We start from the raw sequence: 15368 nt of genomic DNA, 5'->3' as shown, positions 1-15368 counted from the left end.
TGACTGAACAACCATGAAAAAATTGAATGAAATCAAAATTTCCGGTGTCAGTCTCCCTCTATATGCATTCATCGTCATCGTTCTCGCGGTGACGATTGCTATGGGGAAACTCCCACTCAATATGCTTGGATTAACCCTCCTTTTGGTCGTCATGGGGCACCTACTCTACTTTATCGGTGAGAAACTTCCAATCATGAATTCTTACCTAGGTGGAGGATCCGTTTTCACCCTACTAGGAGCTACTCTTCTAGCGACCTTTCATGTTATTCCAGCAAACATTATCACAGCCACCAAGGGCTTCTTGGGAGATTCATTTGGCTTTCTTGATTTTTATATCGCAGCCTTGATTTGTGGAGCTATTCTAGGGATGAATCGCAATCTCTTGGTGAAAGCTTCTGCTCGTTTTATTCCTGTTTCCTTGGTCACCATGGCCATTGGTGCTCTCTCTGTTGGAATCGTTGGAACTCTTTTGGGGCAAGGATTTGGACACTCGATCCTTTATGTATCCTTCCCTCAAATGGTAGGGGGCATGGGAGCTGGAATCCTGCCTCTTTCGAAGATCTATGCTGCCAATCTCCATGGAAGCCAAGCAGCCATCTTCTCTCAATTGGCACCGGCTACCACACTGGGTAATATCCTTGCCATTATCGGAGCGGTGATGATTGTTAAGGTCTTTGCAGACAGCCCCTACAATGGTCACGGCGTCTTGATTCCTGTCAATAAAGATGAATTGAAGAAAGAAAAGCTCATACTTGATCCAACCCAAATCGGGGTTGGTATGATGTTTGCCTTTAGTATTTTTCTTCTTGGGGTCATCTGCAATGCCTTTGTTCCAAAAATTCACAGCTATGCCTTCATGATTATCATTGTGTTTATCCTAAAAGCATTCAATGCTGTTCCAAAACCTTTGGAAAACTGTGTGGTCATGTTCAACCAAGTCATTATGACTAACCTCACCCATGCAGTCCTAGCTGGGATCGGTCTTTCCTTGATTGACCTTTCAACTCTCGCTAAGGCGATGACCTGGCAATTCATTCTCCTAAGCTTGACATCTGTTCTAGCTATGGGGCTTGCTTCTGCTTTGATCGGAAAACTGGTTGGATTGTATCCAGTCGAGACTGCTATCGGATCTGGTATGATCAATAACTCCATGGGAGGAACCGGAAATATCGCTGTTCTCTCCGCATCTGATCGTATGGAAATGATCGCCTTCGCCCAAATGGCCAACCGACTGAGCGGGGCTATCATCCTCATTCTCGGAGGGCTCCTCGCTTCTGTCCTCTCTTAAAGAATAAAAGACAAGTCACAAGACTTGTCTTTTATTCTTTAAGAGGCTATTGATTTCCTATTTTTGATAGGTTTTTACGACCCAATCGACCCCTTCATCTGCCGTGAGAGTATAGACGGGATTCTCAGTCGTTTCATAAAAGGTCATCGAGAGAGTTTTACCATCCACGAATACTTCGATTGAGTTGGTATCGCGAATGATCGAAAAATGATGATCCTTTTCAGCATCCAACTGAATCCATCTCGATTGAAATACTGGATTTTCTTTTCCAGAAATGGGGTGCCCAAATCGGTCTCGACTTAAGCTAAAGCGTTTTTGAGAGGCGTCGTAAACCAATTGCAAGACACTATCAGGATCGGTTTCATCGCCATATCCAAGGATAAAGGAGCGACCCGGTTTGGCATCTAGCTCAAACAAGGTTTGTTTCCCTCTAGCCGGAATCGTGATCTGATTGCCCTTAACAATGGTTTCTGACGCATGGTCTACAAGAAAGTGTTCGTTCACTGACTCAGGTAACTCCTGAACCAATCGTCCGTCTTTCAAGGACAATTTTCTTGGAAGAGTCATACTACCTGCCCACCCATGAGCTAAATCATGACTGGGGATAGACCGGTGCCACATTTGCATCCAGGCAACCATGTATCGTTCGCCATTTGGTCCTTGACAAGTTTGAGGGGCATAGAAATCCAAACCACCATCCATTTCATCATAGGAATCGACATGAAAGCGCCCCGTTTCCCAATTCATGTCACCGATAAAGGCAACCGTCGAATTTAAATTCCAGTATTTTTCTTGCTGCCTTTCCATTTCAATGGGAGACAGGATCAAGACCCATTTGCCATCTAAAGGGAAGAAATCGGGACACTCCCACATAATCCCTTGCCCTTTTTCACCTTCTAAAAGAACTGATGTAAAGGCCCAATCTACTAGATTACTTGATGCAAATAGGAGAATTTGACCTCTGTCATCTGGCGTCTTAGAAGCAACGACAGCGTAATAGCTTCCTTGGTATTCAAATACTTTAGGATCACGAAAATCTGCAATATCTGCGATCCCCTCAATATGTTGAGCATGAATCACAGGATTAGTAGGCAACTTTTCAAAGGTAATGCCGTCTGTTGACACCGCAAGACACTGAGTCTCTTCTCGCTTTTCCTCATCGTCTACATGACCCGTATACAGCAAATAGAGCTTGTCATCTTTCACAATAGCACTACCCGAGAAGCAGCCATCCTTATCATAGCTTTCACTTGGTGCTAAAGCTACTGGCAATTCTTCCCAATGGAAAAGATCTTTTGATTTGGCATGCCCCCAATGCATGGGACCCCAAACACTATCATAGGGATAGAATTGATAGAACAAATGGTATTCCCCACGGAAATAAACAAAGCCATTTGGATCGTTCATCCAGCCGATAGGAGGTAACAAATGAAATGCTCCTCTATATTGCTGGTTAACCCTCTCCTTGTTTTCATCGATATACTGATTTGCTTTCCGAATGCTTTCCTTCATCTTTTTTACCTATTTTCTATTTTCAGTGCTGGCAACCTGGTCTTGGTCACTCCATTTCTTCATCCATTTTGGGATTTCTTGGCTGATGGTTGTCGGTAGAACCACATAAGCCTCCTTGCTCAAGTCTTCAGCAATGGCTGAATGGAGGTAGGTCGCAACCACCACGCGCTCATAGAGACTGACCTGTGGGAATTGACCCGCAAATCCTGCGATCATCCCTGCCAAGGTATCCCCCATTCCACCTGTGGCTTGATAGGGACCACCAACATCTAGCTGATAGCCCTCTTCTTGCCCACTTGTCCAAATGCGGGTGTGAGGCCCTTTTTCTACAATGACAGTCCCTTTAGGAAAGCTTTGAACCGCTTCTCGGCTTCTATCTTCAGTCTGGCTTGCTAGATCAAGTCCTGACAGCTTTTCCCACTCTTTTTGATGAGGGGTAAAGACCAACTGAGCCTCTGGCAGGTCAAACTGAGAGACTGCAAAAAGACTAATAGCCCCTCCATCTAATATCAAGACCTGCTGGCTAGAGACTTGCTCAAAAATCATGTGCAAGATTGCTTGGTTTTCTCTTGCTTCATTTAAGCCCGGTCCTACAAGAATCACGCTGGCTTTTTGGAGCTGCTCACAAAGGAGTTCGTGATCTGCCAAATCAAAGCCCATGGCTTCAGGAAGATGGCTATGAAGGGCTGTCAGATTATCAGGATCTGTTGCGACAGTAACCAGCCCCGCACCACTATGAACCGCAGCAAGGGCTGCCATAATAATAGCTCCTCCATAGGGGTAAGTTCCCCCAATCAAGAGCAGACGACCAAAATCTCCCTTATGACTAGAACGAGGACGCTCAATGATAACTTTTTTCAGTAGAGTTTGATCAATCTCTTTCATACACTACTCCCTCAACTTATCCTTACCATATAGTACTTGATTAACCTTAGTATTCCAAGCCTGTAACCCTTCTCCTTCATAGTCTAGGTAAATCACTCTATCTTGTAATTGACAAGGAATCAAACCTTCAAAACAAGACTTATCTTTTGAAGGAATAACACATAAATGAAGAAAGGTATCCAAATCTAAACTATCTCTTACCTTCGCAACATGATAGCCATCAAACATATAGCCTGGTGCTTGAATTAATTCTTCATACAGAAAATGAAAACTAACACCAGGAATGAACTTTTCTTGTAATTCCTCCTCAGACGGTGCCCGTCCTAACAAACGCTCCATAGCGAGTCGGTAACCCGAAGTCGTATTAGACCATCCGAACATGATATAGTCAAAATAGTCTGCTGGATCAGAAGCTGCATTACGACTATCTGTAACTAACTCAGCCCCACTTTTACCAAATACTTTTACCGCCGACATGAGTTTTCCAATCTGAAAAATAGCCTGAGCCACCTCAACTGTACAAGTATGACTACAATAATTTGAAGTAACTAACTTCCTATGGATATCATAGGTAGAAGCTACAAGCCGATGACTTGGCCTGTAGGGAGGAAAATAGCTATGCTCTTGCAAGTAATCATGAATTTGTATATTTAATTCATGATTCTCACATTCCACAATGGTCTGACGATGATGGTCCTGTTCGTAAGCAATAAACTTTGCTAGCTTCTCCAATTCCCATTCTTGAATCTGTGGATAGTTTTCAAGAGCAAATTGATAAATTCCATCCCACTGGAGACTATAATCTGCATTACAAATTTTTACAAGCATATTCCTTCTCCTCAAATTTTCTTACTATCATTATACTACAAAACAATAGAAAGAAACTTCAATTGACAAAACCTGCTTTACAATAAATAAAAAAAGCCGAGATATTCCTATCTCAACTCTTCTCATACCTTCCTCATTTCTAGCGAAAAAGGAGAAGCCACGACTCCCCCTCCTTCTTTTATTTTCCTCTAAATTCTGCGAAGACTTGCAAGATCTTAGCAGCAACAGCTTGTGGATGATTTTGCTTGGCCACTAATTGATCATCAGCGTAAGGCCGAAGGGATGGAAAATCGCCAATTTGAACTGCATAAATAGCTTTTTCAAAGAGCTCAATATCGTTTTGATCATTACCAAAAGCCACGAAATTTTCTCCACAGAGTTCTTCGACTGTTGTCGCTTTATGAGTGTTTACTGGATTGAGATAGATACATTTTTCATGAGCATGATAACGAATGTGGGCCTTATTGGTCTTTTCAATTCGCTCAATGATTTCATCTACCAATTCCTCATGGGCCCCCATATAGATCACAACCTTAATCGGGTCCGTCAGGTCCTCTAAAGAACGATACTGGGCTTTTTTGAGGGGATCCACATTCGCAATAAAAGGAATCTTTTCCAAAATCTGACCACTATAATCAAAGGTATCGTCCACAAAAAATGGTAGATTGAAATGGCGACAAAAACCAAGGACTTCTCGATAAACATCCTTGTCCAATTGATCCTCATAAACCAGTTGGCCCTGACGATAAGCTAGCCCGCCATTTAAGCCAATCACGAGTTGCTGACTCAGTTGATCCCCTAAAAGGCCTAAACAATCCCGATAAGAACGCGCAGAAGCAAAAGCGACTTCATGGCCAAATTCTTCTGCTCTCAATAAGACCTGTTTGATTTCATCATCGATGGTAAGACCATCGAATGACAAGGTTCCATCTAAATCAAAGACAAACTTCATCTAGCTCACACTTTCATTTTTTTAAGGTACGAACAGCTGCTTCGTAGGTCTGCTCCATCAGCATGGTAACGGTCATAGGACCAACCCCTCCTGGTACCGGAGTAATATGACTGGCCAAAGGGGCAACGGAGTCAAAATCGACATCCCCACACAATTTGCCATTCTCATCGCGATTCATCCCGACGTCAATGACGACTGCGCCTTCTTTCACGAAGTCTGCTGTTACAAATTTTGCACGACCGATCGCCACAACCAGGATATCCGCTCTTTTAGCGATTTTAGGCAGATGATGGGTCCGGGAATGGGTCAAGGTTACCGTCGCATTTTTGGCGAGGAGCAACTGCGCCATTGGTTTTCCAACGATATTGGAACGACCAATCACGACTGCTCGCTTCCCTTCTAGATCAATCCCGTACTCTTTGAACATCTCCATGATACCAGCGGGAGTCGATGGCACCATAATCGGATTTCCAGCCCACAAGCGTCCCATATTCAATGGATGAAAGCCATCCACATCTTTTGTCGGATCAATGGCTAAAAGGACTGCATCCGCATCGATATGCTTAGGCAGTGGCAACTGCACTAAAATCCCATGCCAAAGGGGATCTTGATTGTAGTGTTCGATCACTTCTAATAATTCAGCTTGGCTGATGCTTTCAGGAAGTCGTCTCACTTCACTCCGAAAGCCTGCCGCAATAGCAGAACGCTCTTTATTTCTTACATAGATTTTGCTGGCTGGATTATCTCCTACCACGATGACAACGAGACCAGGCACAACCCCTGTCTCTTCTTTTAATCGTGCTGTTTTCTTCGCAATCTCACCCTGTAATTTTGTAGCGAGCGCCTTCCCATCAATGAGTGTCGTCATATCAATTCTCTTTCTAGTCAAGTAATGAAAATAGTCCTCTCTATTATAGCAGATTTCCACTCTCAAACCTAACTGTTCCTAATTAGAATTTCTTATAGACGAAAACTATAGCCAGATGGACAAAAAATGAGCTTGAGACCACCCCAAACTCATCCACACAGCTGCTTAGTAAAGCAATTCATAAATTTCCATTGCAATTAAATCAATGCTATCAAATGTATAGGTTTCACGCGCTTCAACATCACGAAGTGTAAAGGTTGAACCTTCTTCTTCATTGTGGTTGTATGCTACTTCAGCGACAACAACACCGTCACGTTCAAAATTACGTTTCAAGTTTCCACCGTCTTTTGTCATCGTCTCCAAACGGTTGATAATCCGTACTAAATGTGATTCCATTTTATTTCTCCTCTTTACTTTCTACTCTCCTATTTTATCATAAAAGAGAAAGCTCTTCCAATAAAAATTCACATTTTCCATTGATTTGCTCTTTCTTCAATCCTTAGTGACATTCCGTAGCAAATTCTTGCAAACTTCTAGAATACTGATATAATGAAACTATAAATCTTTGACTATTTTTGACCTTTTGAAAATAGGCTCGTCTCTTGATGGAAAACCATCAAAAACCTACTGTGAGGTATGTATATGCTTTGTCAAAATTGTAAAATAAATGAATCAACCATCCATTTATATACAAATGTAAATGGACGTCAGCAGCAAGTAGACCTCTGTCAAAATTGCTATAAAATTATGAAAACAGACCCAAATAACAGCTTCTTGAAAGGCATGACCCAACGGAGCCAACTCACTGGAGATCCTTTTGAAGATTTCTTCAATAACCTTGGAAACTTCCAAAGTCCGCAAGAACCTCAAACTCCTCCAACTCAATCTGGAGGCAGTTATGGAGGTGGTGGCTACGGCCAAAACAATAACCATGGTGGCGGTCAAGACCCTCGTCAAGCACGCCCTCAGAAGCCAAAAGGACTGTTAGAAGAGTTCGGCATCAATGTCACAGAAATTGCCCGCAAAGGGGATATTGACCCTGTCATTGGCCGTGACGAGGAGATTATCCGTGTCATCGAAATTCTCAACCGTCGAACCAAGAACAATCCGGTTCTGATTGGAGAGCCTGGGGTCGGAAAAACTGCTGTTGTGGAAGGCCTGGCTCAAAAAATCGTCGATGGCGACGTTCCTCATAAATTGCAAGGAAAAGAAGTCATCCGCCTAGATGTCGTGAGCCTCGTTCAGGGCACAGGCATTCGTGGTCAATTCGAAGAACGCATGCAAAAATTAATGGATGAAATTCGTCAACGCGAAGATGTTATTCTGTTCATCGACGAAATCCATGAAATTGTTGGCGCAGGATCAGCTGGTGAGGGCAATATGGATGCTGGAAATATCCTTAAACCAGCCTTAGCGCGCGGAGAACTCCAATTAGTTGGGGCTACTACCCTCAATGAATACCGTATCATTGAAAAAGATGCGGCCTTGGAACGTCGGATGCAGCCCGTTAAGGTCGATGAACCAACGGTTGAAGAAACCATCACCATCCTCAAGGGCATCCAGAAAAAATACGAAGACTACCACCACGTCCACTATACAGACGGGGCCATCGAAGCGGCAGCTATTCTTTCAAACCGCTATATCCAAGATCGCTTCCTGCCAGACAAGGCCATTGATTTGTTGGATGAAGCGGGATCTAAGATGAACCTGACCCTAAACTTCGTGGATCCCAAAGTGATCGACCAGCGCTTGATTGAAGCGGAAAACCTCAAAGCTCAAGCGACGCGCGAAGAAGACTTTGAAAAAGCAGCCTACTTCCGCGACCAAATCGCGAAATACAAGGAAATGCAAGGTCAACATGTCACCGATCAGGAAACCCCTGTCATCAGTGAAAAAACTATTGAACACATCGTTGAACAAAAGACCAATATTCCTGTTGGTGATTTGAAAGAAAAAGAACAGTCTCAATTGATCAATCTGGCTTCTGATTTGAAAGCTCATGTGATCGGTCAAGATGATGCAGTAGATAAAATCGCGAAAGCCATTCGACGCAATCGTGTCGGCCTAGGATCTCCAAATCGACCAATCGGAAGCTTCCTCTTTGTCGGACCAACCGGTGTCGGAAAGACCGAATTGTCTAAACAATTGGCGATCGAGCTCTTTGGCTCTGCAGACAATATGATCCGCTTTGATATGAGCGAATACATGGAAAAACATAGCGTAGCGAAACTAGTCGGAGCTCCTCCGGGCTATGTTGGCTACGATGAAGCCGGACAACTAACAGAAAAGGTACGTCGCAATCCTTACTCCCTCGTGTTATTGGATGAAGTGGAAAAAGCCCATCCAGATGTCATGCACATGTTCTTGCAAGTCTTGGATGATGGCCGTTTGACAGATGGTCAAGGTCGTACCGTCAGCTTTAAAGATACTATTATCATCATGACCTCTAATGCTGGAACCGGCAAAGCTGAGGCCAATGTTGGTTTTGGAGCTGCTCGCGAAGGTCGAACCAACTCTGTACTTGGAGAACTCGGTAACTTCTTTAGCCCTGAATTCATGAACCGTTTTGATGGCATCATTGAATTCCAACCTCTATCAAAAGAAAACCTTCTCCAAATCGTTACCCTCATGCTGGATGAAGTCAATCAACGTCTCGCACAAAATGAGATTCATCTGGATGTGACAGAGAAGGTCAAAGAAAAACTGGTCGATCTGGGATACGATCCAAAAATGGGGGCCCGCCCACTCCGTCGTACCATCCAAGACCATATCGAAGATGCCATTACCGATTATTACCTGGAACATCCAAGTGAGAAACAACTCAAAGCAGTCATGACCAGCAATGGGAATATTAGTATCAAAGCTGCTAAAAAAGTAGAAAAGAACACTTCTGAAAAGGAAGACTAAATTTTCTAGTTTTATAAAAAGAACAGGAATTCTTATTTCCTGTTCTTTTTAATTCTCTTCTTGAATCTGATAACGAAGAATTGTTTTTAATTTATATGGATCTGTTCGATGGAGATTGTTTAGATAAATCTCACGATGAACTTTCGAAAGTCTTTTAAGTTTATGGAGTTTGCAAAAACGCTCCATTTCATCAAAAGTCTGATTTTCTGTATCAAAAGGTCCTACATGAAGCATGGCAAGACTGTAGCCTTCTTCTAGTTCTTCAAAACGAATAGCATCATAGAGCTGATTGGGCTTCTTGATTTTAACCTCTTCCAAAGCTTTATCAAACAAGTCACTCGTAACAAAATTAGGTTGACCAATCATAATACTATAAGACAGTTCACTTTTAACTAGTTTCCCTTCATTCTCCTGTTTCCATAAACCTTCTAATGGAAAAACAGTAAAATCCATGTAGTCTTGATCCAGAGGAGACTTTTTATACTTCATCTTAATAGCATATGCTAACGCATATAAGGCACTCACTCGTTGAGAAAAATCTTCTTCATTTGGATCACCTTTGCCGTCAATTATGATATAGGATTTAGAAGGTACTTGCAGGATAGTGGGCTTATCCTTGATTTGATAGAGAACTTTCTCTATTTTTCTCCATTCATATTTCATTTGACCTATCTCCTTTCTATCTCAATTCTAACATTAAAACCCTGACATCTTTTGTCAAGGTTTATAAATCTTTTGTATTTTTTCTAATCTTGAAATCATTGATCTTCTCAGATGATCCGGTTCAATAATCTCTACCCCATCTAAATAAGACAATAAGTAAGTATAAATACTCTCGTGCTCTGGCAATTGGGTTTTAACATATAAACATCCATCCTCACACTGAAAAATCTCTTCTTCTAAAAAGTCTTCATAAACTCTAAAAGCGAGCTTTTGACTAAACTTCAATGATACTTCCATTAGATTTTCCATCTTAATTGAAGTATCAATAGGTTCAATCACATTTTTTTGATTAATTGTTTCTTCCAGTAGTTGATAGTCATTAATCCTAGATAATTTAAAAAAACGCCAATCTTCTTTTGAACAACAATAAGCATGAAGATACCAGTCTCTTTTTTTAAATACTAGTTTAAAAGGCTCAACTGTACGAATCGTTTTCTGACCATTCCCACTCATATAAGTAATCGAAAGTCGTCTTTTCTCTAAGATAGCTTGTTTAATTGTATCAAAGAGATCTTTTTGCCCTTTTCGTTTCCTCCAATCTGTTAAGTCGACTTCTACCCAAGATCTAGCTGAAACTTTAAAAATAGATTCCATTTTTGTCAGTAAAAAATCTTGTTTATCTTCTGTCAAAGTCTGGAGACCTTGTAAAGCAGATAAAAGTTCTATTTTTTCCTCCTCTGATACAAGGGTGCGATCAAGAACGAAGTCTTTCATTAAAAAGGTCCCTCCAGCCTTTCCAGGAACAGAATAAAGAGGAATACCTGCTATGCTTAATCTCTCAATATCACGATAAATTGTACGTACTGAGACTTCAAATAATCGAGCAAGTTCAGGAGCGGTTATTCTCCCATTTTCTAAAAGTATGTATAAAATACGAAATAGTCTTGATTCAGCCATAAAATCACCTCCCTTTTATTATATCAATTAAACTAATTTGATAGGAGTGTTTAACTAAACAAATTTATACTTCAGACAAAGTAGCTTTTTTTGCACAAGTTCAGCAGTTTATTCTTGACAGCTTTCACCTCGTCCATTATGATAATAATAAAGATACTAGATAATGAGGAAAATTCAATGACAAATCCTTCTTTTGGTGAAAAGAAACAAGATGTGACCTACGTCAATCGCTATGGTGTCTACGCTGTTATTCCCAATAAGGACAAGGATCAGATCATCCTCGTTCAAGCTCCTAATGGAGCTTGGTTCTTACCTGGAGGGGAAATTGAGGCAGGTGAAGATCACGTGCAAGCTCTGAAACGGGAACTGATCGAAGAATTAGGCTTTACCGCTATTTTAGGGCAATACTATGGCCAAGCAGATGAGTATTTCTATTCCAGTCATCGCGACACCTACTACTACAATCCTGCCTATATTTATGAAGTGGTAGACTATACAGAGACTCAAAAACCACTGGAAGATTTTAACAATCTTGCTTGGTTTCCTGTAGATGAAGCGATTGAAAAACTCAAACGTGGTAGTCACAAATGGGGCATTGAACAGTGGAAAAATACCCACAAAAAATAAAGGAATTCTTTCACAAAAAATAAAAAAGTGCTATAATAAATGAAGATAGAGGTTAGGAGGAACTCATATGAAGCTCATTAATACCACAAATAGTCATGCTGCACTGGTCAAAAGCCAACTTGCCAGCACTGACGCCTTGCTTGTCGAGGTTTATTCCGCGGGCAATACCGATGTTGTTTTTACACAGGCCCCAACACACTATGAATTATTGATCAGTAACAAACACCGAGCTATTCGTGAAACTGAAGTAGAAAAAATTCGTGAGTTCTTTTTAAAACGTAAGATTGATCTTCAAATCATTGACCAATCCGCTATTAAAACCCTCTACTCCGATAAACTAATTGAAATTTCCTTTCCAATTACTAAGTAAGGCCAATTTGCCTTACTTTTTTCTTTGGTATCTTTTTCCAAAAAAAATCCTTTCACCTCGATTATGAGATGAAAGGATTCTTTATTTCTGATAGATCATTTTTACGTGAGGGGTAGAAGCCAAGATAAAGGGCTCGCTCACCGTTTGAAAACCTAATTTTTCATACAAGCCTACCACCTGTTCTTGAGCCTCAATTTCAATGGTCCGTTCAGGAAATCTTTGTTCACAAAGGTCCAAAATTTGCTCTACCATAGCCTTTCCTAGTCCTTGACCACGACTGCCTTCGGCAACAGCCACTCGGCCAAAATGAATTGTCAGCCCTGTTTCGAATATGCGAGCATAGGCATCCACACGTCCTTCCCTATTTTGATGAAAAAGATGGATAGATCGATAATCAACATCATCGAGATCATTGTAGATCCTAGTTTGTTCCACGACAAAAGTCTCTAATCGTAGCTGAACGATCTCGTAAAACTCTTTCAGTTCTAGTTCCTTAAATTCTTTCTGGTACCACATAACTTCCTCTTTATTGAAAAGTCGCAAGGAGACTCTCTCCCTGCGATTTTTCACATCTTATTATTTAGCTTCAAATCCTTCTGCGACTGCGTCCGCAAAGTTCTCTTCGACGATGCTTGCACAGTGATCACAGATGGTTGCGTGGTAGTGGCGTTCAGCCGTTGTTGGATCGATGCGACGGCAACGGTCACAAACTTCACCAGCTGCACGTTCAACTGTGAAGGCTACATCTTCAAAGGTCACTGCACCTTCTGGAGCTGGCCCTTCTGCGATGGTCAACTCAGAAACAATCAAGAGTTGAGCAACATTGCTATCAACAGCTCCAAGAAGAGTTTTCACAACTTCATTTGGATAAACAGTTAAGTGAGCTTCAAGAGATTTACCGATCACTTTTTCATTCCGCGCTTCTTCCAAGGCTTTTTGAGCTTGACCACGGAAGTCCATGAAGGCTGACCAGGTATCCAAGATTTCTTCTTGGTTGGCAAACGTTTCTGCTTCTGGCAATTCTGACAATTGAACGAAGTCTTCTTCTTCAAACTCAAGATAGGACCAGATTTCTTCAGCAGTGTGAGGAAGAATTGGCGTCAAGAGTTTCGTGATTTTCACAAGGATATCATAGAAAACTGTTTGCATTTGACGGCGTTCAAGGGATTTAGCTCCTTCGATGTAAACAACATCCTTGGCAAAATCTAGGTAGAAGGCAGACAGGTCAACGTTGATAAAGTTGACTAGCGCTTTGTAGATCGTCAAGAACTCAAAGTTTTCATAAGCGTCACGGATGATCTTGACAAGCTGGTTAAAGCGAATGGTCATGTACTTGTCAACAGAACGAAGTTCTTCGTAAGCTACTGCATCCTCAGCTGGGTTAAAGTCAGAAGTATTGGCAATCAAGAAACGAAGAGTATTCCGAATCTTACGGTAAGTTTCAGACACTTGGCTCAAGATATCCATTGAGATACGCACGTCATTGCTTGAGTCTACACTGGTTACCCAGAGACGCAAGATTTCTGCACCAAATTGCTTTTCAACATCACTTGGAGCAATGGTATTTCCAAGAGATTTAGACATCTTCTCACCTTTACCATCCAAAGCAAAACCTTGAGACAAGATTTGTTTGTATGGTGCGACACCATGGTTCGCCACAGATGTGATAAGAGATGAGTTGAACCAACCACGGTATTGGTCTGAACCTTCTAGGTAAAGATCAGCTGGGTATTTGAGTTCTGGACGGTTCACCACAACCCCATTCCATGATGAACCTGAGTCAAACCAGACGTCCATGATATCTGTTTCTTTTGTAAATTCGCCATTCGGTGAACCAGGATGCGTAAACCCTTCTGGCAAGAGGTCTTTCGCTTCACACTGCCACCAGATGATCGAACCATGCTCTTCAAAGAGTTGAGCCACATGTTCGATGGTTTCAGCTGTCATGATTGGTGTCCCGTCTTCTGCATAGAAGATTGGAAGAGGCACACCCCAGGCACGTTGACGAGAGATGACCCAGTCACCACGGTCACGAATCATGTTGTAAAGACGGACTTTCCCCCATTCTGAGTGGAATTTCACTTTTTCAATTTCGTCCAAGATATCTTGACGGAATTTTGATACAGAAGCGAACCACTGTGGCACGGCACGCCAGATGATTGGTTTTTTCGTCCGCCAGTCAAATGGGTAGGAGTGAGAGATTTCTTCTTGAGCAAGGAGCAAATCGCCAAGTTTTTCGATAACTGTTGGAACAACCTTGTCATAGAACTGACCTGCAAAATCAGTACCAGCATTTTCCATCATGATTCCGCGTTCGTTAACAGTAACAGCAACTTCGAGGCCATTGGCAATCCCTACATTGTAGTCATCCTCACCAAAACCAGGAGCGGTATGGACGATACCAGTACCTGAATCAAGGGTTACATGCTCACCAAGGATCACCAATTCATCCACTTCAGGATCCCATGGGTGTTCTGTAACGATATGGTTCAATTCTTTTCCTTGGTAAGTCGCAAGGACTTCAGCATTTTCCCAACCGAATTTTTCAGAAAGGCTTGGCACGAGCTCAGATGCTACGACATACTTGCGGTCAGATCCAGCAGGTTTCACTACGACATAATCAAACTCTGCACCCACCGTCAATCCACGAGAAGCTGTAACCGTAAATGGAGTTGTTGTCCAAACGACGATGTAGGTATCTGTATCTAGGACACCCTTACCATCTTTAACCTTGTTCGCATAGTAAAGAGACGTTGATACCAAATCATGGTATTCAATCTCCGCTTCAGCGAGGGCTGATTCAGAAGACCAAGACCAATAAACTGGCTTAGCTCCACGGTAGATATAGCCCTTATTAGCCATCTCACCAAAGACGCGGATTTGCGCTGCTTCATAGTCAGGCGTCAAGGTGACATAAGGATGATCCCAATCACCTGAAACACCCAAGCGTTTGAAGTCTTCGCGTTGTTTATCTACTTGAGAAAGAGCATATTCTCGACAAAGTTTCAAGTACTCAACCAAGTCCATTTCTTTACGTTTCACACCTTGTTTAGCCAAGACTTGCTCAATTGGCAAACCATGGGTATCCCAACCTGGGATATAAGGGGCGTAAAAGCCTGACATAGACTTGGAACGAACAATGATATCTTTTGAGATCTTGTTCATGGCATGCCCTACGTGAATATTTCCGTTAGCATAGGGAGGTCCATCATGAAGCGTAAAATGCGGTTTTCCTTCATTCAACTCTTGACGGCGTTGATACAATTTTGCATCTTCCCATTCTTTTTGCCAAACTGGTTCTTTCGTTGGAAGCCCAGCCCGCATTGGAAAAGCTGTTTTTCCAAGATTCAATGTTTCTTTGAGTTTCATTGTGTCTCCTTATTGATTTAAAAGTTATAAAAAAAACACGAGCATCCTAAAAAGGACGATTGCTCGTGGTACCACCTTTGTTCGAGAAGTCGCAAGCGACCTTCTCCTCTCATCCCGTAACGAGGGAAACGTCCGTTCTTAC

The 15368-nt window shown here is 42.0% G+C and carries 14 protein-coding genes; 4 read left to right on the top strand and 10 right to left on the bottom strand.

Features of this window, described 5'->3' with window-relative positions; translation table 11 throughout:
• Nucleotides 1-13 precede the first annotated feature (13 nt).
• A complete protein-coding gene (locus NMM13_RS04070) occupies nt 14-1288 on the top strand; it encodes a 2-hydroxycarboxylate transporter family protein (protein ID WP_254727984.1) in 1275 nt (424 codons plus the stop codon).
• Between the two features lie 57 nt (nt 1289-1345).
• On the opposite strand, the gene NMM13_RS04065 is transcribed toward NMM13_RS04070, so the two are convergent.
• From NMM13_RS04065 to NMM13_RS04040, 6 genes are all read right to left on the bottom strand, one after another.
• A complete protein-coding gene (locus tag NMM13_RS04065) occupies nt 1346-2800 on the bottom strand; it encodes a glycoside hydrolase family 32 protein (protein WP_254727986.1) in 1455 nt (484 codons plus the stop codon).
• Between the two features lie 9 nt (nt 2801-2809).
• Nucleotides 2810-3685, bottom strand: a complete 876-nt coding sequence (locus NMM13_RS04060) for an NAD(P)H-hydrate dehydratase (protein ID WP_254727989.1) — start codon at nt 3683-3685, stop codon at nt 2810-2812.
• Nucleotides 3686-3688: 3 nt separating this feature from the next.
• Nucleotides 3689-4513: a phosphate ABC transporter ATPase gene (locus NMM13_RS04055; protein ID WP_254727991.1), complete on the bottom strand. Its 825-nt coding sequence runs from the start codon at nt 4511-4513 to the stop codon at nt 3689-3691.
• 178 nt (nt 4514-4691) lie between these two features.
• Entirely contained in the window at nt 4692-5465 is a 774-nt protein-coding gene (locus tag NMM13_RS04050) for an HAD-IIB family hydrolase (protein WP_009732409.1), read from the bottom strand.
• Nucleotides 5466-5478: 13 nt separating this feature from the next.
• Nucleotides 5479-6333, bottom strand: a complete 855-nt coding sequence (locus NMM13_RS04045) for a bifunctional methylenetetrahydrofolate dehydrogenase/methenyltetrahydrofolate cyclohydrolase (RefSeq protein WP_254727993.1) — start codon at nt 6331-6333, stop codon at nt 5479-5481.
• Between the two features lie 165 nt (nt 6334-6498).
• A complete protein-coding gene (locus NMM13_RS04040) occupies nt 6499-6729 on the bottom strand; it encodes a DUF1797 family protein (protein ID WP_003005989.1) in 231 nt (76 codons plus the stop codon).
• A 246-nt stretch (nt 6730-6975) separates the two neighbouring features.
• Between NMM13_RS04040 and NMM13_RS04035 the strand changes: the two genes are divergently transcribed.
• Entirely contained in the window at nt 6976-9240 is a 2265-nt protein-coding gene (locus NMM13_RS04035) for an ATP-dependent Clp protease ATP-binding subunit (protein ID WP_254727995.1), read from the top strand.
• A gap of 48 nt (nt 9241-9288) precedes the next feature.
• Here NMM13_RS04035 and NMM13_RS04030 read toward each other — a convergent pair whose 3' ends face one another.
• Together NMM13_RS04030 and NMM13_RS04025 are read right to left on the bottom strand one after the other, a co-directional pair.
• A complete protein-coding gene (locus tag NMM13_RS04030; RefSeq protein WP_049472952.1) occupies nt 9289-9903 on the bottom strand; it encodes a GyrI-like domain-containing protein in 615 nt (204 codons plus the stop codon).
• Between the two features lie 54 nt (nt 9904-9957).
• A complete protein-coding gene (locus NMM13_RS04025; RefSeq protein WP_201037348.1) occupies nt 9958-10860 on the bottom strand; it encodes a YafY family protein in 903 nt (300 codons plus the stop codon).
• Nucleotides 10861-11037: 177 nt separating this feature from the next.
• On the opposite strand from NMM13_RS04025, the gene NMM13_RS04020 reads away from it, so the two are divergent.
• Together NMM13_RS04020 and NMM13_RS04015 are read left to right on the top strand one after the other, a co-directional pair.
• Nucleotides 11038-11487: an NUDIX hydrolase gene (locus tag NMM13_RS04020; RefSeq protein ID WP_254727997.1), complete on the top strand. Its 450-nt coding sequence runs from the start codon at nt 11038-11040 to the stop codon at nt 11485-11487.
• 67 nt (nt 11488-11554) lie between these two features.
• Complete coding sequence (locus NMM13_RS04015; RefSeq protein WP_003012157.1) at nt 11555-11857, top strand: DUF1827 family protein; 303 nt, start codon at nt 11555-11557, stop codon at nt 11855-11857.
• Nucleotides 11858-11938: 81 nt separating this feature from the next.
• Here NMM13_RS04015 and NMM13_RS04010 read toward each other — a convergent pair whose 3' ends face one another.
• Both NMM13_RS04010 and ileS read right to left on the bottom strand, forming a co-directional pair.
• On the bottom strand, nt 11939-12373 hold the full coding sequence (locus NMM13_RS04010) for a GNAT family N-acetyltransferase (protein ID WP_070666455.1): 435 nt from the start codon (nt 12371-12373) through the stop codon (nt 11939-11941).
• Nucleotides 12374-12433: 60 nt separating this feature from the next.
• The gene (gene ileS, locus NMM13_RS04005) at nt 12434-15226 is read right to left on the bottom strand and encodes an isoleucine--tRNA ligase (protein ID WP_254727999.1); all 2793 of its coding nucleotides are present in this window, start codon (nt 15224-15226) and stop codon (nt 12434-12436) included.
• Between the last annotated feature and the right edge of the window lie 142 nt (nt 15227-15368).

Origin of the sequence: Streptococcus sp. CF8_St5-11 (genome assembly GCF_024295625.1) — a bacterium.
Classification (GTDB): domain Bacteria; phylum Bacillota; class Bacilli; order Lactobacillales; family Streptococcaceae; genus Streptococcus.
Note: the sequence above shows the minus strand (reverse complement) of the source record. Positions and strands in the feature narration are given on the sequence as shown.

Coding starts and splice junctions, on each gene's coding strand:
- NMM13_RS04040 (WP_003005989.1), bottom strand. CDS start 6,729: ATGGAATCACATTTAGTACGGATTATCAACCGTTTGGAGACGATGACA.
- NMM13_RS04050 (WP_009732409.1), bottom strand. CDS start 5,465: ATGAAGTTTGTCTTTGATTTAGATGGAACCTTGTCATTCGATGGTCTT.
- NMM13_RS04020 (WP_254727997.1), top strand. CDS start 11,038: ATGACAAATCCTTCTTTTGGTGAAAAGAAACAAGATGTGACCTACGTC.
- NMM13_RS04010 (WP_070666455.1), bottom strand. CDS start 12,373: ATGTGGTACCAGAAAGAATTTAAGGAACTAGAACTGAAAGAGTTTTAC.
- NMM13_RS04035 (WP_254727995.1), top strand. CDS start 6,976: ATGCTTTGTCAAAATTGTAAAATAAATGAATCAACCATCCATTTATAT.
- NMM13_RS04015 (WP_003012157.1), top strand. CDS start 11,555: ATGAAGCTCATTAATACCACAAATAGTCATGCTGCACTGGTCAAAAGC.
- NMM13_RS04060 (WP_254727989.1), bottom strand. CDS start 3,685: ATGAAAGAGATTGATCAAACTCTACTGAAAAAAGTTATCATTGAGCGT.
- ileS (WP_254727999.1), bottom strand. CDS start 15,226: ATGAAACTCAAAGAAACATTGAATCTTGGAAAAACAGCTTTTCCAATG.
- NMM13_RS04055 (WP_254727991.1), bottom strand. CDS start 4,513: ATGCTTGTAAAAATTTGTAATGCAGATTATAGTCTCCAGTGGGATGGA.
- NMM13_RS04025 (WP_201037348.1), bottom strand. CDS start 10,860: ATGGCTGAATCAAGACTATTTCGTATTTTATACATACTTTTAGAAAAT.
- NMM13_RS04030 (WP_049472952.1), bottom strand. CDS start 9,903: ATGAAATATGAATGGAGAAAAATAGAGAAAGTTCTCTATCAAATCAAG.
- NMM13_RS04065 (WP_254727986.1), bottom strand. CDS start 2,800: ATGAAGGAAAGCATTCGGAAAGCAAATCAGTATATCGATGAAAACAAG.
- NMM13_RS04045 (WP_254727993.1), bottom strand. CDS start 6,333: ATGACGACACTCATTGATGGGAAGGCGCTCGCTACAAAATTACAGGGT.
- NMM13_RS04070 (WP_254727984.1), top strand. CDS start 14: ATGAAAAAATTGAATGAAATCAAAATTTCCGGTGTCAGTCTCCCTCTA.